The 19996-nt window shown below is 38.4% G+C and carries 15 protein-coding genes and 1 pseudogene; 6 read left to right on the forward strand and 10 right to left on the reverse strand.

The annotated features are described in order from the left end of the window. Nucleotides 1-27: 27 nt before the first annotated feature. The 4 genes from IPM47_10325 to IPM47_10340 all read left to right on the forward strand — a co-directional run bounded on the left by IPM47_10325 (nt 28) and on the right by IPM47_10340 (nt 4043). Nucleotides 28-1029 (forward strand): c-type cytochrome, encoded by a 1002-nt coding sequence (locus IPM47_10325; GenBank protein QQS31281.1) that lies wholly within the window; start codon nt 28-30, stop codon nt 1027-1029. Between the two features lie 190 nt (nt 1030-1219). Continuing rightward, a complete protein-coding gene (ccoG, locus tag IPM47_10330) occupies nt 1220-2752 on the forward strand; it encodes a cytochrome c oxidase accessory protein CcoG (protein QQS31282.1) in 1533 nt (510 codons plus the stop codon). A 68-nt stretch (nt 2753-2820) separates the two neighbouring features. Further along, the gene (locus IPM47_10335; protein QQS31283.1) at nt 2821-3264 is read left to right on the forward strand and encodes a FixH family protein; all 444 of its coding nucleotides are present in this window, start codon (nt 2821-2823) and stop codon (nt 3262-3264) included. Between the two features lie 77 nt (nt 3265-3341). Next, complete coding sequence (locus tag IPM47_10340) at nt 3342-4043, forward strand: sulfite exporter TauE/SafE family protein (GenBank protein QQS31284.1); 702 nt, start codon at nt 3342-3344, stop codon at nt 4041-4043. Between the two features lie 338 nt (nt 4044-4381). Here IPM47_10340 and IPM47_10345 read toward each other — a convergent pair whose 3' ends face one another. Next, on the reverse strand, nt 4382-4861 hold the full coding sequence (locus IPM47_10345; GenBank protein ID QQS31285.1) for a hypothetical protein: 480 nt from the start codon (nt 4859-4861) through the stop codon (nt 4382-4384). A gap of 570 nt (nt 4862-5431) precedes the next feature. On the opposite strand from IPM47_10345, the gene IPM47_10350 reads away from it, so the two are divergent. Then, a complete protein-coding gene (locus IPM47_10350) occupies nt 5432-5899 on the forward strand; it encodes a DUF2147 domain-containing protein (GenBank protein QQS31286.1) in 468 nt (155 codons plus the stop codon). A gap of 350 nt (nt 5900-6249) precedes the next feature. Next, complete coding sequence (locus IPM47_10355; protein ID QQS31287.1) at nt 6250-9690, forward strand: hypothetical protein; 3441 nt, start codon at nt 6250-6252, stop codon at nt 9688-9690. A gap of 97 nt (nt 9691-9787) precedes the next feature. Here IPM47_10355 and IPM47_10360 read toward each other — a convergent pair whose 3' ends face one another. From IPM47_10360 to IPM47_10400, 9 genes and pseudogenes are all read right to left on the reverse strand, one after another. Next, complete coding sequence (locus IPM47_10360; GenBank protein QQS31288.1) at nt 9788-11863, reverse strand: OmpA family protein; 2076 nt, start codon at nt 11861-11863, stop codon at nt 9788-9790. Nucleotides 11864-12868: 1005 nt separating this feature from the next. Then, nucleotides 12869-13789 (reverse strand): 4-hydroxy-tetrahydrodipicolinate synthase, encoded by a 921-nt coding sequence (locus IPM47_10365; GenBank protein ID QQS31289.1) that lies wholly within the window; start codon nt 13787-13789, stop codon nt 12869-12871. Continuing rightward, a complete protein-coding gene (locus IPM47_10370; protein QQS31290.1) occupies nt 13779-14276 on the reverse strand; it encodes a hypothetical protein in 498 nt (165 codons plus the stop codon). The genes IPM47_10365 and IPM47_10370 overlap by 11 nt, the downstream gene beginning before the upstream one ends. A 223-nt stretch (nt 14277-14499) precedes the next feature. Next, a complete protein-coding gene (locus tag IPM47_10375; GenBank protein QQS31291.1) occupies nt 14500-15453 on the reverse strand; it encodes an acetyl-CoA carboxylase carboxyltransferase subunit alpha in 954 nt (317 codons plus the stop codon). Between the two features lie 248 nt (nt 15454-15701). Beyond that, a complete protein-coding gene (locus tag IPM47_10380; GenBank protein QQS31292.1) occupies nt 15702-16457 on the reverse strand; it encodes a succinate dehydrogenase/fumarate reductase iron-sulfur subunit in 756 nt (251 codons plus the stop codon). Nucleotides 16458-16516: 59 nt separating this feature from the next. Beyond that, on the reverse strand, nt 16517-18433 hold the full coding sequence (locus IPM47_10385) for a fumarate reductase/succinate dehydrogenase flavoprotein subunit (protein ID QQS31293.1): 1917 nt from the start codon (nt 18431-18433) through the stop codon (nt 16517-16519). Between the two features lie 148 nt (nt 18434-18581). Continuing rightward, a pseudogene (locus tag IPM47_10390) lies at nt 18582-19208 on the reverse strand (succinate dehydrogenase cytochrome b subunit). A gap of 318 nt (nt 19209-19526) precedes the next feature. Continuing rightward, a complete protein-coding gene (locus IPM47_10395) occupies nt 19527-19853 on the reverse strand; it encodes a hypothetical protein (GenBank protein ID QQS31294.1) in 327 nt (108 codons plus the stop codon). Next, entirely contained in the window at nt 19823-19996 is a 174-nt protein-coding gene (locus IPM47_10400) for a hypothetical protein (protein QQS31295.1), read from the reverse strand. Before IPM47_10400 ends, IPM47_10395 begins: the two co-directional genes overlap by 31 nt.

Genomic DNA, 19996 nt, shown 5'->3' on the forward strand with positions numbered 1-19996 from the left:
GTCAACTTAAATTAAGTATTGTGTACTATGAAAAATCTTCTCCATAAATCCCTGCTTGCTTTTATATTTTTCCTGATTAACACTGCAGTTTTTGCACAACAAACAGATGCAGCTGCTTCAACTACCAATTCCATGCTGACTTCCGAAAAAGTAGCCCTCATTGTTTTATTAGTGGCGGCCGGTGCTATTTTGTTGGTCATGTACACATTGTTTCGAATTATAAAAACTTTGGGATCTGAGTTACATAGCATCTACTATGCCGAAAGAGGTATTGATATTGATGCTGTTGAACAAAAAATTGCAGCAACCCAAAAAACCTGGTGGCAAAATCTGATGCACTCGTTGACAAATGCTGTGCCGGTAGAAAAGGAAAAAGATGTGATGCTCGATCACGATTATGATGGCATCCGTGAATTGGATAATAGTTTGCCACCGTGGTGGGTGTATATGTTTTATCTTACTATCTTCTTTGCTGTGGCCTACATTTTCCATTACCATTTATTAGGAACCGGAAAACTTTCTGCTGCTGAATATCAAACAGAGGTGGAAAATGCGCGGATTGCACAATTAGCCCATCAAAAAGCTTTGGAAGCTAAAGGAGAAGGGCTGGATTTAACCAAATTAGTAGCCCTTACGGATGCTTCAAGCATTGAAAGCGGTAAAAGTATTTATACGACCAATTGCGTTACTTGTCATGGAAAAGCCGGTGAAGGTGGAGTAGGACCTAATTTGTCAGATGCTTATTGGATTCATGGGGGCGACATAAAAGATATTTACAATACAGTTTCTAATGGTGTGTTAGCTAAAGGTATGGTCGCCTGGAAAACAATGTTGAAGCCTCAGAAAATTCATGAGGTGTCCAGTTATATTCTAACATTTCAGGGAACTAACCCACCAAATGCCAAAGCTCAGGAAGGCACGCTTTTTGAACCAAAATCATCAACTCCGGCAGACAGCACCGCTAAAACAACCGATACTGCAGCCCCTGCTGATACATCTAAAACTAAAGCCCCATCAAGTGGAAAATAAGTGTGTGTTATTGTCTATAATATGCAAATTATAGCGGTACCAAAATTTTATAACCGGACTTTTCTTTTTATTTTTGATTTTTAGGGGCTATATCCATTAAGGTAACCTATTAGGGTTACCTTTTTTGAACCTTTTATTTCCGGTAAGCTCTCAAACACTATATCGGATAACCAATTTTAATATTTTTCTAATGAGCGAATTGAATGTGAAAGAACTCTACGAACACGTAGATGAGTCGTTCAGGGATTCGGTATCAACTATAGACCAACATGGTAAACGTGTATGGATTTATCCCAAAAAACAAAAAGGTTTTTTTTATAAATGGCGCACTTATGTAAGTTTTTTCTTGCTGGCTTTGTTATTCGGAATACCTTTTATAAAGGTCAATCATGAACCTTTGTTATTGTTCAATATCCTGGAACGAAAGTTCATAATATTCGGACTTACATTTTTCCCTCAGGATTTTTACTTGTTTGGGTTGACAATGCTGACCCTGATGCTGTTCATTGTTTTGTTTACTGTTGCTTTTGGACGTTTGTTTTGCGGCTGGGCATGTCCTCAGACTATTTTTATGGAAATGGTTTTTAGAAAAATAGAATACTGGATTGAAGGCGATGCAAACGAACAAAGAAAACTGAACGCCATGCCCTGGAATGGTGAAAAAATAAGGAAAAAAGTTTCAAAACTTTCTCTTTTTTACGGCATCTCTTTTTTTATCAGCAATACCTTTTTAGCCTATATCATTGGCATTGATCAATTATTAGACATTATCACATCACCACCTTCAGAGCATCTTGCCGGCTTTTTCAGCATGATTGCCTTTTCTGGTGTTTTCTTTTTTGTTTTCACTTATTTCCGCGAACAAGTTTGTTTGGTTGCCTGCCCCTATGGACGATTGCAAGGAGTTTTGTTGGATAAAGACTCTATTGTTGTTGCCTATGATTTTGTAAGAGGTGAACCAAGAACAAAAATAAAAAAAGCGGATACCGTTAAACCCCAGGCTGATGCGCTCCAAATTTCAGGCGATAGCGCTTCGGTTCAAATACAACAAGCAGGTGATTGTATTGATTGTGGTTTATGTGTCAGAGTTTGTCCGACCGGAATTGACATCAGAAACGGAACTCAGCTTGAATGTATTAATTGTACTGCCTGTATAGATGCCTGCGATTCTATAATGGAAAAAGTAAATCGTCCCAAAGGCTTAATTCGTTATTCTTCATTTAATGGAATAGTCAATAAGACCCATTTCCATATTACAACCCGTATCGCGGCTTATTCCGGAGTCTTGGTTTTAATGCTTTTTTTAGTAGGATATTTACTTGTGAATCGAGGAGAAGTTGAAGCAACATTGTTGCGAACCGCGGGCACTTTATATCAGGAAGTTGATTCTGCAACCATCAGCAATCTCTATAACCTTCAATTGGTCAACAAAAGCACAAACGAATTACCGGTAACTGTAAAGATAGCTTCTCCTGAACATGCAACTTTAAGAATTATAGGACAAAACAGTAACGAAAAAGTGAATGCTTCCAAAATTTCGGCTGTCAATGAGTTAACTTTTACCCTAAGCAAGCAAAGTACAACCGACAAAGTATTGTTTATTGACCTGCCCAAATCTGATTTAAGCAGTAGAAATACACCAGTAGTTGTAGAAGTTTATGCGAAAGGCAAAAAAATGGATAGAATAAAAACCAATTTCATAGGACCCTTTGTTATCAAGTAGTACCTAATGATTTCATATACAATTTCTTCTAAGGTTAAAGTATTTTTTTACCGTTTAATCATCTAATTATGTATATCTCCTGGGGTTGGAAAATAGTCATTCTTTATTGCTCGTTTGTCGCTATGATGTTATTTATGGTTTTTTTGTCGGTAAGGGAAAACATTGATCTGGTTGCTGATAATTACTACGAACAAGATTTGAAATATGAAACTCAAATACAGAAGATAAAAAACACCAAAAGTTTACAGAACGATATTTCTTTAAATTATGAGGCCGACAAAAAACTTTTAGTATTTGAATACCCCAATTTAGAGGAAAAATTGCAGGGGAATATCACTTTTTTCAGACCTTCGGACCGAAAACTTGATTTTGAAACACCGATTGACGCAGACAGTACCAATAAGCAAAGCATAAGTGCTTCCAATCTGAAAAGTGGATTGTGGAGGGTTAAAATAGAATGGTCAACAGGGAAAACGCCGTTTTATACAGAGCATACTGTTTTTATTGATTGAGTATTCAACTGAAATTTATTTTCTCCAACCAAACCATAACTTTCAAAAAAGACCTGTTGATTAAACAATAAATTGCCATGTACCTTTGGACAGCATTTACATTGGGTTTGTTGGGCAGTTTTCACTGTATTGGGATGTGTGGTCCAATTGCTTTGGCTTTGCCTTTCAGAAGTCCGGGCAAATTTCAAACAATAGCTAATGTTTTGATTTACAATGTCGGCAGAGTATTGACGTATAGCTTTTTAGGAGCTTTATTAGGAATTGCCGGAAAAGGGATTGCGCTTTCGGGCTATCAACAGGCACTTTCAATAGTTTTGGGAATACTTCTTTTGTTGATGGCTGTTTTTTCAGTTAATTTAGATTACTGGGTACAAAGAATAGGTGTAGTCCGACAGTTCACCACCTATATCAAACAAAAATTATCCGGTTTGCTGCGTTCAAACGGAACGCTTACCCTTTTAGGTATTGGAATTTTAAATGGATTTTTACCTTGCGGTTTTGTATATATCGGTTTGGCCGCCGCCCTTACAACTTCCGGAGTTTTAAATGGTGCTATTTTTATGGCATTATTTGGTTTGGGAACAATTCCAATGATGCTATCTGCTTCGTTGGCAGGCAATTTGATGAGCTTGAATGTCCGCCGAAAATTGCAAAACGCACTTCCGGTTATCATGATATTTTTTGCTGCCTTATTTATCCTTCGGGGACTAAACCTTGGGATTCCCTATATCAGCCCCAAAATGGGTAAAAATCCGACAGAAAACGTAAAATGTCATTAACTGTCGCTTTAAATCAGCCAACTCATTTCATCCCTCCAAGTGCCAACCTAAAAACACAAAGTTGTTTTGACCTATAGGGTTTCTCTACTCAAATATGAGGCAAGGGTAATAGACAGTGTAAGCCCGGAAATAATGCAAGACATCCGGGTATTCCAATCTTGATATGTAGATTAGATAGTTTTAACCTTATTTGCAGAGGTTTTATTCTTAATGGCGGAAATGTGTAGTAACCAAAGCCAATTTGGGTTAAAATGTTTTTAGATTAGGCTATTCTAACGGAAGGTGAATTGCCTAACCATATTAACTACTAACTTTGTAAACGATGCTGCCTAACCTCTTTACTGATGATAAGCAGTGTTATGTGTTAAGGGTCCACCACAATTGCTACAATTGCCTGCCGTTCCGGAACCTCCGGGACAACCTTTGCTACAGGTATAGTGCCAAACTCCTGCTGCGTTTTGAGCGGGTTCGGCAGGAGAAGGAGGGGTAGGTGAAGGAATTGTTGGAGATGTTGTTGGTGAACTATTCGTGTTGGAATGGTAAGCCGAGTTATGTGCTAAAGGACCTCCACAGGTGGCGCAATTACCGGCCGTTCCGGAACCTCCGGGACAACCTTTGCTACAGGTATAGTGCCAAACTCCTGCTGCATTTTGAGCTGGCTCTTGAGTAGTTGTTGCATCAGGCATAGCAGGCGGGTCAGAAATTATCGTCGATTCTTTGTCTTCTTCTTGTTTGCCGGCTTCAGAATTGCTATTACAGGCAAATAAAAAGATGGCGCAACTAAACAATAATATTGGAAGGAGTTTAAAATACTTCATAAGGAGTTTTTTTAAATTTTGTAAAATAGTTAGCTGGAAATTGTTAATAGGTTTCAGAATTAGCCAATTGCTGTTAGAAGCTCCGTTTTAGATTAGATGCACTACTATAGTGAAAATGCAATTTTTCTACGCTTTTCTGCCATAAAGTTATAAATAAAAACATCTACTACCCTCAGACGTACAACAATATCTAAGAATAAAACATTTTTCCTGAATTTATCCCCAAAAAATATAAAATGATTTCTATCAAAAACGGAGCAAAGTTTCAATTATCAGGATTATAACAGAAGAAAGGAGTACCGGCAGATTGACGAAAAGCGAAATTTTGACAAATCATGATGTTCATCAAAATCATCAATGAACCTCACTGAACAGATTATTGGCAATGATGATGCTATTAAGCAGACTATTTTCATTTGTTGGCGGGAAGATCCTTGAAGGTATGTCTTAACATAAAATAAAACAAAGAAAGCTGCGTTTTGTTAGATTCCTTTAAAAGAGTTATACATTTCGCTAAATGTCTTATTTTGGAAGCTATTTTCAAGTTAAACACCCCCCAAAGAATTGACTATGAAACAAAATTTTACTATCGGGATTGCTTTTTTTTTGGCTTGTTGTACTACGTTGTCTCTCTTGTCGGCTATTACATTAAATTCCGCCGATAAGGTAATCGGAAAATGGCTGAACGAAGAACAAGATGGAGCAGTAGAAATTTTTAAAAAAGGAGACTCCTTTTATGGTAAACTTATCTGGCTAAAGAAAGGTCCGAACACTCTGGATGAGAAGAACCCGGATGCTTCCAAACAAAAATTAAAATTGCTCGGCAAAGAAATTCTCCAAAATTTCACCTATACCGCTGACAGCAAACTATGGCAAAACGGGACCATTTATGATCCTAAATCCGGTAAAACTTATAGTTGTAAAATGTGGCTGAATGATAATGGCTCATTGTCCATCAGGGGTTATATCGGTTTTTCTTTTATTGGAAGAACAACCGTTTGGACCCGTCCTTCTTCCAGCCATCCGGTAAATCTTTAACCGGTATTTTATTGTTACGTAATCTATCAAATTTTAACAGAACTTTTCAGTTAGCAATATTATTCTTATTTTATAAACACCCCACCTTACCTTTTATATAGGCAGGTGGGGTTTTTGCTTTACAAGTACAACCTAATGAGTTAAATCAGCATCTTTGATAATCACCTTGATTGATTGGTATTTTTTAATATTTGCCTTTTATTTTGACTATCCATCTGCGGAAAACCTTAAGAAATCCATTGCATCTTTTTACTCACCATCAACACTTTTTTGTTGTTGCAGGGGGTTATAAGAATGTTTTGTTTTTTTGGGTAGGTCTATGTTTGTTTTGTCAAAATGCAAATGCACAGTTGCTTGAAAACCTGAGAAGCAAAGTTATTCCGGTTACTGATCAGGCCTTTACCCTGGATACGCTTTCAATTGCTCCAAATTCTGTCCGGGTTTTCAGAACAGATACTGCCATCTTAGTTCCGGAGGCCCATTATATTATCAATCATGCTGCTGCCAACATTCTATGGCAGACGATTCCCTCTTTTGATTCGGTTCGTGTTGTTTACCGGGTTTTCCCTTTTTTGCTAATCAAACAATATTCGCACAAGGACACCTTGAGAGTAATACCTTTGGCCGAACAACCTGCAGGTTATTATGAATACATATTGCGAAACAAACAACAATCGGGCACAGACCTTTTTAATATGGGTGGTTTGGATTATAGCGGCACTTTTGGCAGGGGAATTACCGTTGGCAGTAATCAGGATGCTACTGTTAACGCTAATTTCAACCTTCAGATGAGTGGAAAACTTCCGGGAGATATTGAAATTACTGCTGCTCTGACTGATAACAATATCCCTTTTCAGCCCGAAGGAAATACGCAGCAAATTCAGGAGTTTGACCGGATTTTTATTCAATTAAAGAAAAACAAACACGCCCTTTTGCTCGGAGATTACGACTTAAGAACTCCTGAAAACAACTATTTTATGCAATATGTCAGGCGTTTACAGGGAATTAGCGCAACTTCCGGGGTATCGTTTGGAAATCGCTATAAAACAGAAATGGCTACTTCTGCATCCGGAGCAGTGGCAAGAGGCAGTTATCACCGTTTGGTCATTAATGGTTTGGAGGGCAACCAAGGACCGTACAGACTTACAGGGGCAAATGGGGAATCGTTCATCATAGTATTATCTGGAAGTGAACGGGTTTTCATTGATGGCAAATTGCTTACAAGAGGAGCAAATCTCGATTATGTGATTGACTATAACACTGCGGAATTAACTTTTACCCCTCAGCAAATTATCAACAAAGACAAACGGATAACCATTGAATTTCAATATACCAATCAAACCTATCTTAGGTCGTTGCTTCAGGCAAGTGTTTCTTTAAAACAACCTAAAACTGCTTTCAGAGTAAATTATTTTTCAGAACAGGATGCTAAAAATCAACTTTTAGCAGACTTAACATTGCCTGATAATTATTTAGAAATCCTTGAAAGTATTGGAAATGATGTGGAAAAGGCAGTATTACCGGGTTGGCAAAATACAGGTTTTAACGGAGACAGGGTCATGTATGCACTGATTGACAGTTTGGTCAATAATGTGCTTTTCGATTCTGTATTTGTTTATTCAGTTAACCCCCTGACTGCCCTTTACAATGTTAGTTTTAGCTTTGTAGGGTCAGGCAACGGCGATTATGTTTTGTCAGAAGGCAATGTAAACGGTCGAATTTTTAATTGGGTAGCTCCCGATAGCATTACCGGGATAAGGCAAGGAAGTTTTGCTCCATTTATCAAGATCATCACCCCTAAAAGAAACCGGATGATTAGTGCAGCTATGGATATAAACCCCAATATCAATCATAAAATTACCACAGAATTTGCACTCAGTCAAAACGACCCGAATACATTTTCAGATTTAAACAATCAGGAAAATGTAGGAATAGCTGCCCGAATTGCACATCAAAGCACAATCACCCTCAAAAAAAACAAAAACATTAAACTGCTGACAAATTCCCATTACGAGTTTGTACAGGGCAAGTTCGATCCGCTTGAACCTTTCCGCGAAATTGAATTTACCCGAAACTGGAGCACAACTTCGACCGATCAACCGGCAAACGAACATCTTGGGAACTTATCGGTGGCTTTAAAATTTGGTAATCACTCAGACTTTCGTTATCAGTTGGGTGCTTATGTCAAAGGAGATGGCCTTTATAAAGGTTTGATGCACACCTTAAATCTAAAACACAAAAGTAAAAATGGATGGTCAGCAGTCTTTAATATGAGTCGTCTTCAATCGAATTTGTCAAATAATCAGAATAGCCGGTTTTTCAGACCTAATGGGGAAATCAGCAAATCAATCAACAAACAGAAATGGCAGGTAGGAGTTAGGGGAGAACAAGAAAAAAACCGCTTTACCCAAGCTGATACCCTGATAGGCCGAAGCTTTTATTACAATCAATTAGAGGCTTTTGCCAAAACTTCAGATACAAGCGCTAACAGGTTTGCCATCAGTTTTATTAAAAGGTGGGATTATGCTCCGGAGAAAGAGGAATTTATCCTCGCCAATACCGGAAACACCCTGAATTTAAACGGTGCTTTTACCAAAAATCCTTCTAACCAATTGCTCTATAATTTCACATACAGAAACCTCAAAGTAACGGACACCACTATTTTAAAAGCTGTTGAACTCAACACATTACTTGGTGATATTAGTTTTGTAAAATCGGTGGGAAAAGGTTGGTTGCGCAGTACCACACAATATCAGATTGGTTCAGGACAAAGGCAGCAAACGGAGTATTATTATGAAAAGGTTAGTAATGGTATGGGCAATTTTGTTTGGGTGGACAACGGAAACGGAATTGAAGAATTAGACGAGTTTTTTCCGGCAACCGAAAACAATATGGTTGAGGCTTTTTACATTCGCCTGTTGTTACCAACCGGTCAATACCAACCCACCAATATCGTACAATTTAATCAGTCTCTTAACTTAACACCCAAAGCTGTCTGGTTTAATGAAGCGGGAGGACTCAAAAAAATAATCAGTTTGTTGTCAACTCAAAGTGCAGTTACAATTCGGCGTGAATCGGTACTAAAAAAATGGAAAGCGTATATACCTTTAGGCGGAAATGCTGAGTTTGGACAAATAGTGGCAGAAAGTGTTAATATTCAAAATGCTGTATTTGTAAACCGAAATCATCCTAAATGGGAGTTGAACGCACAACAATTGCATCTTGTTAACACTAATTTTTTAATCAATGGAGTTGACCGCCGCACCAAAACTGAATGGAAGCCTTCTGTAAGATTTTCTCCTACCAACAAAACAAGCATTCGTTTTTCGGCAAACAAAGGTAAATTGGGAGGAAACTCACAGGCTTTTATCAGCCAGAACTATCAGATTAAATATTGGAGCATTGACCCTGCTGCTGACTTGATTTTGAATAAAAAATTCCGATTAACCGGAACCTATACTTACAAAAACAGTGCAGATTATTCGACGGAAACTGTTTTTCCGGCAAAACAACAAAAACTAAGTCTCGACACTCAGTTTGGAAACGCTGTAAAAAGCAATGTTACAGCCCGTATTTCTTATGTTCTGATTTCCTATAAAGGCACACTCAATACCCCGGCAGCCTATAATTTGTTGGAAGGACTGCAACCCGGAAGCAACTATCTTTGGAGTATTAATTTAAATACCCGCCTTGCCAATAATATGCAGTTAAATTTTGGATATGATGGTCGAAAAGCCGGTAACAACAAAATCAATCATACCGGAAGAGCATCTGTTCAAGCTATTTTTTAAACAAAAACAAAATCCGGCACCTGCATACAATTTGCAAATGCCGGAAATAGAAAAATTTGAAGAGATAACAGATTATCTCAAGCAGGGTTTTTTGTAATTATTTTTTGGAGAATAACCTGAATCGGTTTTTCTGTTGTTTTTCTTCAACCGGTTCATCGTCGTTATAAACTACAACTTTGGTTTTGTTTGAAGACACCCGTTCTTTCACCAATTCTTTATATTGTTCAACTTCATTCATAGTTTTGTAAGGGCCTAATACAATCATCATCCCTTTTGGGGAGTATTCAATGTGAATCGGGGTTCCTAAGTTGGCAAACCTGTGATAAGTGTTATTGTCCACATGTTTAAAAGGTCCCACAAAAATTTGGAAAGTAGCATCAGTTGAACTTTCATCAAACAGTTCTTTGGAAACAGGTTGGAAACGAGTAAGAGCAGGTTCGCTGATATTATTAACTTTGGCTTTTGAAATGCCTCGCATTTCAAGATAAGACTTGCTCCTATAGGCCTCCTGCATATTGTCGAATGGACCTAAAACAATAAATTTACCGGAAGGAGTATCTTCAAAATTTAGAGTGTGGTCTATTTGACGACATTCATAGAAAACCCGGTTGTCTATACGATCATAAGGTCCGATTGTAACTTTGTAAAATAATTTTCCCCTGTCTGCTCCTTGTAAATCAATATCTCTTGCAACAGGCACATCATAACTAACAGTTTGACCATTTGCGGTATAACCGGAATAATTCGCAGCACCCCAATTTACGGCATAAACACTTTCGGGAGTAGCTTTAATTTCTACCCGGTTATTTTGTTCGTGCATTTCATCACTACAGTTCATTCCATTGCGGCAATAGTTTTGCAATTGGGTTTCGCCATACCCCAATGCCGTAACACGGGAAGTACTGATTTCGCGCGAAAGGAGAAAGGTTTGAATTGCATTGGCACGTTTGGTACTTAACTGAAGATTGGCTTCATCATCTCCCCTCGAATCGGTATGAACACCAATTGAAATGCTCAATCGCGGGTTTTGATTCATATAGAAAACCAACTTTTCTAACTCCCTTCCGGTTTCCGGAACAATTGTCCATTTTCCTTGCGGGAAAAACAATTTGTTCATCCCAACAATACCATTGAGAAGGGCTTCATGTCCGACAGCTTGAGATTGGTAAGAATATTCAGCTTCGTTATTATTTTGTGATTGTGTAATGAACCCATCTAATTCTTCAGATACTTCAGGTTCATTTTTGAGAATAGTAGATTTGAATGAAAAAAGGCGGGTTTGATCGTTGCGGTTTGAGGTAAAATAACCATAACCAATACCATAAGAATCGGATTTAATAATAAATCCAAAATCATCTTTTGCTGAATTAACCGGAGCAGGAAGTTTAACCGGATGTAACCATTCTCCTGCATATTTACGGGTATAAAAAATGTCGGTTCCGTCTGTCTGATTGTCAAATCCGGCGGAAGAAAAAAAGAGGGTTCCGTCGTCAGTCATAAAAGGGAAACTCTCGTTGTATATACTGTTGACTTTGCTGCCCAAATTTTCAGGACGGCTCCAATTGCTGCCAATTTTGTAACAAATATACAAATCAGTTCCTCCAACGCCCCCTTGTAAATCTGAAACAAAAAACAACATACTGCCATCGGGCGATAAGGCAGCCTGTTTTACATCAAAATGGCTGAAATTATGAGCAAATGCTTCTAAGTCACCCACTTCAATGTCAGATTTCATGGAAGCAAAAAACAAGCCTTGCGTGGTTTCATTCGTCTTTCCGGTTTTGTCTTTTGTCCTTGTTAAAATAACATCAGTACCGTTCGGGCTAAAAAAAGCTGCTGAAGTTTCAAATCCGACCAAACCTTTACCTTTTATTTTTTGAGGCGATTTCAAAGAATGATCGCTGTTCATTTCGGCAAAATACAATAAGGAAGAAAATCCGGCAGGTGAAACTCCGCTATTTTCCTGACGGTAGTTTTTACTGTTGCCGAAAACCACTCCGTTTTTAAAGAAAGCAGGAGCAAATTGAGCACCGGTAAGATTTAATGTAACCGGCTCTATGTTGAAGGTAAACTGAAGTTTATGATCTTGAATTTGGGTTTCAGGAAACTTTAAACTGAGATGTACTAAACCCAAAATACCCGCAAAAACTATTGTAAATACTGTTTTTTTCATAACTATCGGGCTTTAATGTACTAAGGTACTAAATTGTAACTACCCTTGAATATGTTTCAATCTTTTTTATCAATTATTAACACAGAAAAATTGATGCCAAACTTTTTTTTCGTTCAAAATTTTAACAAAATTACAAAAGAATTACGGAATTGTAAACTGTCAAACAATAGTTTAACCTATTGTATTTTTTTACCTTTAAAATAAGATACTTAAACGATATTAAATATGTTAAATTATTGGGGTAGTCATTTTGGATAAAAAACGCCCCCTTTAACATAGATTTAAAACCTGTTTAAGCTATAAAACGGATACAATTTGCTAAAAAAATGTAAAATTTACCCAAAAAGTTGTTAATTTTTAAAGTTTTTATTTCAATTTTAGAGAGTTTAATTGCCTTTTTCTTTTTGAAAATTATAAATAAAAATTCTTCTAAAATGGTTTTTGTTCCTTGAATTGTAATTTAATTCGGTTCAATTATAATTTTTGTGTTTTAAATTACAATTCTTATAGATAAAATTGACTTTTTTCACTTGAAAATTGCAATTTTATAAGTTTTTAAATCAATTTCCTTGTTTAAAATTATCATTTCTTAGATTAAAATTGAAACCTTTTTTGGGCTTTTTTAACTCATTTTTTTTAAAATCGGTACAGGCTTGCCAAATTAAGGATTTGGTCGGCTTTTTTTGGCTAATGGCAGCCATTTTTTGTTTTTTGGCTATGGTAAAATAGGGGAGGGGTCTGTTTGTGTTATATAGAAAAAACAAGCAATGAAACAGTTTTTTAACAGAGATTCCTGCATATTCATAGTTTTGAGGCTAACTTGGCAGTTGTTCAAAATTAAACAGCTCAAATTTTTTATACCGAAGTCCTAATATTGGCTTTATCTTTTGAATAGAAGATATAAAATGAGGGATAACTGAATTTTTAGATTAAAATTCAGACTATCCTTGCAGGCAGTTTAAAAATGTGCAGGAACGAATAAATAGAAATTCTCCAAACCAACTTTTATTGACCGATGCTTCCTTGTTCTGCCGGTTGCAGCAACAGAGTCATTTCTTTGGTCAAAGATTCACGAACCTGCATATTGGGCGGAACGAGCGGAAGCCTTAAAGTATAGCCACAAATTCCCAATACATGGAGGGCATATTTAACACCACCCGGACTTCCATCGGCAAACAGGAGTTCCATGACTGTAAGTAGCCGGTAGTGCATTTTCCGGGCAGTTTTGAAATCGTCTTCCAACGCAGCCCTTACTAATGCGCTGAATTCAGCAGGGAAGGCATTACCAATCACTGAAATTACCCCATCCATTCCGCAGGCTATGCCGGGCAAAGTGATAAAATCATCGCCCGAGATAACATAAAAGTCTTTTCGCCCTTTGTATTTAATAATCTGAGAACATTGGGTCAGGTTCCCGGAAGCCTCTTTAATACCAATAATATTCGGGCAGTCTTTTGCCAGACGAATGGTAGTAGATGCATCCAGATTGCAGGCGGTACGGCTTGGAACATTGTAAACGATAACCGGTCTTGGCGCAATTTCGGCAATTGCTTTAAAATGCTGATATAGCCCTTCCTGATTTGGACGGTTGTAATAGGGGCATACCGAGAGAATAGCGTCAACTCCGTTGAAATGGTAATCCTGAATTTGATGGATTACTTTTCGGGTATCGTTTCCTCCAAAACCTGCAACAACAGGGATGCGCCGATTCACGGTTTTTATGGTAAAGTCGAGTACGGCTTGTTTTTCGTGGTCGTCCAAAGTAACAGATTCTCCGGTTGTACCTAAAGATACTAAATAGTTGACCCCGTTTTGTATCTGGTATTCAATCAGGCGTTCTAATCCGGCGAAGTCAATATCGCCGTTTTTTAAAAACGGGGTAGCTAAAGCCACTCCCAATCCTTTAATTTCTATTTTAGCGCTCATTATTGTTGATAATTTGGAGGTAATGTAAAGTATTGTTTAAAAATTCTGAAAGCGAATCTGATTCTTTCAGATTGATCATCAAGTCGTAACAATGGGTTTTGTCATCGGCAAAGCAACCGACCCGAAACCTTGCGTTTGAAAATGTTGAGATATACTCTAAGGTTTCAACAGGATGTACGAAAGCGTTAATAAGAATGTCAAATTTTTTTTCACAAAAATAAACAGGCATATATTGAACGGGGTGTAAATACCAGTTGGTATCCTTTAGCGAAAAACACGGATAAGCTATTTGTTCATTAGGATGGTTGGAATTGATGAATCCCAAGATACTTACTTTTTTTTTGCGTTTTTCGAGTGCTTCCGTCAAACGCCTTATCCAAATTATGTTTTGTTCATTGGTGGCATCAAACAAAATCCCGACTTCATTTGCCTGATGCAAATTTACGACTTCATGGGTTACATGATGTGCTTTCAGTCGTTTTTGCATAAAATAGCGGTAAAAAAACAGCTGTATTGATTGCCACATTCCTAAGGTACGGGTAAAGAGAAGAATGAAAAAGCAGGTTTTTGAAGTTTGACTATTAAAATCGGGATAATAAAATGTAAATCAGGATTTCAAGTTTTATAGTTTAGGAGGGAGCTTTTTTATTTTTAAAACAATTTATATCTGTCGGTTATCGTAAAACATAATTGTTCGGGGAAAAAATGATTTAAACTTCTTCAAATTTGCCCATTGCGGTAAATTTTTCAATCCGTTGAGCCACTCTTCCTGCCGGGCTTAATTGGTCGAGATCTTTAAGGTTTTTGAGGATTCTTTCTTTGAGAATTTTAGCCATGTTTTGAGAATCTCTGTGAGCGCCACCAAGTGGTTCTTCGACGATTTCGTCCACTAATTTAAAGTAAAGCATATCGTTGGCAGTCAGGTGTAATTGTTGGGCTGCTTTTTCTTTGTGTTCCCAACTTCGCCAAAGAATTGATGAACATGATTCGGGAGAAATTACAGAATACCAGGTGTTTTCGAGCATCAAAATCCGATCGCCAACGCCAATGCCTAAAGCACCACCTGATGCACCTTCTCCAATAATGACACAAACAATAGGGACTTTCAGCTTACTCATTTCAAACAGATTGCGGGCAATTGCTTCTGCCTGCCCTCTTTCTTCAGCTTCTATGCCGGGGAAAGCGCCGGGAGTATCTATAAGACAAATAACCGGTTTTGAAAACTTTTCAGCCAATTTCATCAACCGGAGAGCCTTTCGATATCCTTCAGGATTTGCCATTCCAAAATTGCGATACTGACGGCTTTTGGTGTCTGTTCCTTTCTGATGTCCGATAAACATCACAGTTCTTCCATTTAGATTGGCAAATCCGCCTACAATTGCTTTGTCGTCTCCAACCAAGCGATCTCCATGCAACTCGGTAAAATTAGTTGCCATTTCGTTGATATAAAATAAAGAATAGGGACGTTCAGGATGTCGGGATAATTGCACCCTTTGCCAGGGAGTCAGGTTACTGTACACTTGTTGTTTTACCTCTGCCAATTTGATGGTGAGTTCATCAAGCGTTTTTGAAATATCTACCCCTTCCGTACCTCCTATCTCCTTTACTTTTTCAATTCTTTCATGTAGCTCGGCTATTTGTTTTTCAAAATCTAAAAACTGCATGGATGATGTTTTTAAACTGCTCCGGTATGTTCGCAATTCACAAAATTACATTTTTTTTGTTATCACAACTATCACTTCACAAAAAAACAAAGGATACACGTCAGCGTTGTATCGCTTCTGCATATCCTTGTACTTATTGTCTCGGGGAAAAGTTTTTTGCAAATCAGATTTTGAAATCTGAGAAAATCAACAAGAGGCAGTCATTCGTTGCTTTAAATTTTTATTCCTGAAGATTCTTCAGGAAATGCTCAAAGCGCTTCTTCCGAAGAGAGTGCTGCAGATAAAAATTCTCTGTTTAGCCGCGCAATATTGGTGATTGAAATGCTTTTTGGGCAATAGGCTTCACAAGCTCCTGTATTGGTACAACTACCAAAACCGGCATCATCATGTGCTTTCAACATGCTGATTACACGCTTTTTGCGTTCAGGTTTTCCTTGTGGCAACAAGGCTAAATGTGAGACTTTAGCACTTAAGAACAGCATAGCCGATGAATTTTTACAAGCAGCCACACAAGCGCCACAACCAATACATTCAGCAGCGTCCATCGCCATTTCTGCCATATCTTGCGGAACAGGAACAGAATTCGCTTCCGGAGCACTACCGGTATTGACCGAAATAAAACCCCCGGCCTGAATAATATGGTCCAATGCACTTCGGTCAACTGCTAAATCTCTCAACACAGGAAATGCTTTTGCCCTCCATGGTTCGATGACAATGGTATCACCGTCTTTAAAACTTCTCATATGCAATTGACAAGTAGTGGTTGCTTTTTGGTGTCCATGCGGATGTCCGTTGATTACCATGCTACACATTCCGCAAATACCTTCCCGACAATCGTGGTCAAAAGCAACAGGGTCTTTTTTATCTTTGATGAGTTGCTGATTCAGCACATCCATCATTTCTAAAAACGACATTTCGTTATCAATTTCTTCTATATGGTACGTTTCAAATTGTCCGTTATCCTGCGAATTTTTTTGTCTCCAGACTTTAAGCGTAAATTTCATAATTAAAACAGTTTACAAAACGGATTAACAATACTGTTTTGATAAAAAAATATTAAAAATTATTTGTAGCTTCGGGTACTTGGTTTTACGTTTTCGTAAACCAAAGCTTCGCGGTGCAATACAGGGTCGTTGCCGGTTCCGGTAAACTCCCATGCTGAAACAAAGTTAAAGTTTTCGTCATCGCGCAAGGCTTCGCCGTTATCGGTAAATTCCTCTCTGAAGTGTCCTCCGCAAGATTCTTCCCGGTTCAGGGCATCAATCACCATGAGTTCTCCAAGTTCGAAGTAATCGGCTAATCTTCCTGCTTTTTCCAGTTCAGAGTTAAATTCGAGCTGAGTGCCGGGAACATATACGTTTTGCCAGAATTCATCCCTTAAATCCTGTATTTCTTTTCGTGCTTTGAGCAATCCCTGTTTGTTTCGCGCCATTCCGCATTTGTCCCACATGATTTTTCCCAAAGCCTGATGATAGTCATCCACCGATTTATTTCCTTTTATATTGAGCAGTCGTTCGAGTTGCTCGCTGACTTGAGCCTCAGCTTCCTCAAATGCTTTATGATCCGTATTGACCGAAGGAGTGCGGATTTCATCGGCCAAAAACTGAGCAATGGTAACAGGCAACACAAAATATCCGTCTGCCAAACCTTGCATCAAAGCAGAGGCACCTAAACGGTTTGCACCATGATCGGAAAAATTGGCTTCGCCAATCGCATACAAACCCGGAATATTAGTACTGAGATCATAATCTACCCATAAACCTCCCATTGTATAATGAACAGCAGGAAAAATTTTCATCGGGGTTTCATAAGGGTTGTCGTCAGTTATTCTTTGATACATGTCGAAAAGATTGCCATATCGAGAAGCAATGACAGATTTGCCCAACCGTTTAATAGCATCGGAAAAGTCGAGATAAACAGCATAGCCCGATTTGACCACACCGCGCCCTTCATCACAAACTACTTTGGCGGCTCGTGAAGCAATGTCGCGGGGCACTAAATTGCCAAAAGCAGGATACATGCGCTCCAAATAATAATCGCGGTCTTCTTCGGGTATCTGTTGAGGGGGTTTAAGTCGGTCTTCTTTCTTTTTAGGCACCCAAACTCGCCCGTCGTTTCGCAAACTTTCGCTCATTAAAGTCAGTTTGGACTGATAGCCCCCTGTAACGGGAATGCAAGTGGGGTGAATTTGTGTAAAACATGGATTGGCAAAAAGAGCACCTTTGCGATGTGCCTTCCAGGCAGCAGTTACATTACTGCCCATGGCATTAGTAGATAAAAAGAAAACATTGCCATAGCCACCTGAGGCTAAAACAACAGCATGAGCACCATGTCGTTCCAGTTTTCCGGTAATGAGGTTTCGGGCAATGATTCCGCGGGCTTTACCGTCAATGACCACGACATCGAGCATTTCATGCCGGTTATACATTTTGACGGAACCGCTTGCAATCTGACGGCTAAGGGCACTGTATGCACCCAACAATAATTGTTGTCCGGTTTGACCGCGAGCATAAAATGTTCGCGAAACCTGAACGCCTCCGAAAGAGCGGTTGGCTAAAAGTCCACCATATTCACGGGCAAAAGGGACACCTTGTGCAACGCACTGGTCAATAATCTGAACACTGACCTCAGCAAGACGGTGAACATTGGCTTCTCTTGAACGGTAATCTCCTCCTTTAATCGTGTCATAAAACAACCGGTAAATACTGTCGCCGTCATTTTGATAATTTTTTGCGGCGTTGATACCTCCCTGTGCTGCAATACTATGCGCCCTTCGCGGAGAATCCTGAAAACAAAAACATTTTACCTTATATCCCAACTCGCCTAAGGTTGCAGCAGCAGAGGCACCTGCAAGCCCGGAACCGATAACAATGACATCCAACCGGCGTTTGTTGGCCGGAGAAACCAATTTGCATTTAGAGCGGTAATTTTCCCATTTTTCTTCTAACCTTCCGGCAGGAATTTTGGAATCTAATTTCATATAAAAAAGTTAATTGGGTCGTCTGATATTTAATTTCTGAGACAATTATTTTGATAAGCTAAGAGAGCAACAATTCGTTACAAGGTTTACAATTTTATTAAAAAGCAGGTGAACCCTCAGCAAAAATGTATTTGTTGAAGCAGAATTGTTATAAACCATATAAATAAAGGTAAACCGGTTGAACTGCAAAACCTAAAGTTACACCGATGGAAAAAATCCAACCTAATGCCTTGATGATTGGGGTATATTTTTTATGGTTGATTCCAAGTGTTTGAAATGCACTCTGAAAACCGTGAATCAGGTGATAGCTCAAAGCAAGCAGCGAGACTAAGTAAAGCAAAACATACCACCACTGTGAAAAAATGCTACCACTATGGCATACAAATTCTTATATTCCACACCATCATAGGTTACCATAGGGGTAGAAGTTCCAAATTTGAATTCAAACCAAAAGCTTTTGAGATGAATCACCAGAAATACCAAAATTACGGTGCCTAAAACCGCCATATTGCGGCTTGCCCAGGAACTGCCTTTAGGAGTGGCGGCGTATTTTACAGCCTTGACTGCCTGTTTTTAAAAGCAAGCACCAAACCGTCAACGGCATGAAGAAGGATAAAGAAATAAGTGATGTATGAGACGATTTTTATCGGGCCAAAATGAGTCATGAAATAAGCATACTTGTTGAAGGCTTCCCCTCCATCTGATTTTAACAACTGCAAATTGCCGGTCATGTGTACTGCCAAAAAAGACATAGAAACAAACCGGTAAGACTCATGACCAATTTGCGACCAAATGATGAACTGAAAAAGTGCCCTATCCACTTTAATGAGTTTGGGTTAGCAGCGATAGGATTCGACATATTTCAATAAATTTTTGTGCCTGTAAAATTAGGGCATATCCGTTTAGGTTGTACGTTTAGTTGTTTTTTTTATACCTATTTATATCGCGTCTAAACAAATTTGCCTTTGTAATTATTTGATAGTTGATAAGTTACTTATTTTCCTGACTTTGACAGTTAAATTTCACAAACCATTGATAATCAGCGAGTTAAGTTTTCTCAAAATGGCATAGTTGCCACTACAAAACGGGTTATTTAGTTCGCTGGAGTTAAGTCTTTGAACGGAGGGATACGAAATGCCGAAAGGATTTTGTTGGTTAATGCTGTGTCAGCACCTTTCAGCAAGTACTTTTTATCATCAATTGTTAGTTCAGACAATTGCATTTGATTGAGTTCTTCTTTAATACTGCATGGACTTAAGTTGATGTTTGCAAACTTTAGGGTTAGTTCCACCGTCCGTTCGAGCATGAATGCTAAAAAACAGGTCATGAAATGTCCTTTTATCCTTTTGGGTGTCCAATGAAAAATTGGTCGAGTGGATAGGGTGGTCTTCAATACCGGAAACTTTCTTCTATTTTCCATAATTGATGGTAGTTTGCCAAGACTTCTTCGTTCGTCATATCCGTTTTACTATACTGTATGCCGTAGTAACCATCCCATTTTGCATCTTCATCTATTCGTTCTTGGTCTATTTCAGCAGCTTTTGTATTGGTACTCTCCGCCAT

The organism is Sphingobacteriales bacterium, from assembly GCA_016700115.1.
In the GTDB taxonomy this organism is placed as follows: Bacteria; Bacteroidota; Bacteroidia; order Chitinophagales; family UBA2359; genus UBA2359.

Bases quoted from the DNA above. Each gene is read 5' to 3' on its own strand.
- IPM47_10325 (QQS31281.1), top strand. From the start codon at position 28: ATGAAAAATCTTCTCCATAAATCCCTGCTTGCTTTTATATTTTTCCTG.
- ccoG (QQS31282.1), top strand. From the start codon at position 1,220: ATGAGCGAATTGAATGTGAAAGAACTCTACGAACACGTAGATGAGTCG.
- IPM47_10335 (QQS31283.1), top strand. From the start codon at position 2,821: ATGTATATCTCCTGGGGTTGGAAAATAGTCATTCTTTATTGCTCGTTT.
- IPM47_10340 (QQS31284.1), top strand. From the start codon at position 3,342: ATGTACCTTTGGACAGCATTTACATTGGGTTTGTTGGGCAGTTTTCAC.
- IPM47_10345 (QQS31285.1), bottom strand. From the start codon at position 4,861: ATGAAGTATTTTAAACTCCTTCCAATATTATTGTTTAGTTGCGCCATC.
- IPM47_10350 (QQS31286.1), top strand. From the start codon at position 5,432: ATGAAACAAAATTTTACTATCGGGATTGCTTTTTTTTTGGCTTGTTGT.
- IPM47_10360 (QQS31288.1), bottom strand. From the start codon at position 11,863: ATGAAAAAAACAGTATTTACAATAGTTTTTGCGGGTATTTTGGGTTTA.
- IPM47_10365 (QQS31289.1), bottom strand. From the start codon at position 13,789: ATGAGCGCTAAAATAGAAATTAAAGGATTGGGAGTGGCTTTAGCTACC.
- IPM47_10370 (QQS31290.1), bottom strand. From the start codon at position 14,276: ATGCAAAAACGACTGAAAGCACATCATGTAACCCATGAAGTCGTAAAT.
- IPM47_10375 (QQS31291.1), bottom strand. From the start codon at position 15,453: ATGCAGTTTTTAGATTTTGAAAAACAAATAGCCGAGCTACATGAAAGA.
- IPM47_10380 (QQS31292.1), bottom strand. From the start codon at position 16,457: ATGAAATTTACGCTTAAAGTCTGGAGACAAAAAAATTCGCAGGATAAC.
- IPM47_10385 (QQS31293.1), bottom strand. From the start codon at position 18,433: ATGAAATTAGATTCCAAAATTCCTGCCGGAAGGTTAGAAGAAAAATGG.
- IPM47_10395 (QQS31294.1), bottom strand. From the start codon at position 19,853: ATGGAAAATAGAAGAAAGTTTCCGGTATTGAAGACCACCCTATCCACT.
- IPM47_10400 (QQS31295.1), bottom strand. From the start codon at position 19,996: ATGGCGGAGAGTACCAATACAAAAGCTGCTGAAATAGACCAAGAACGA.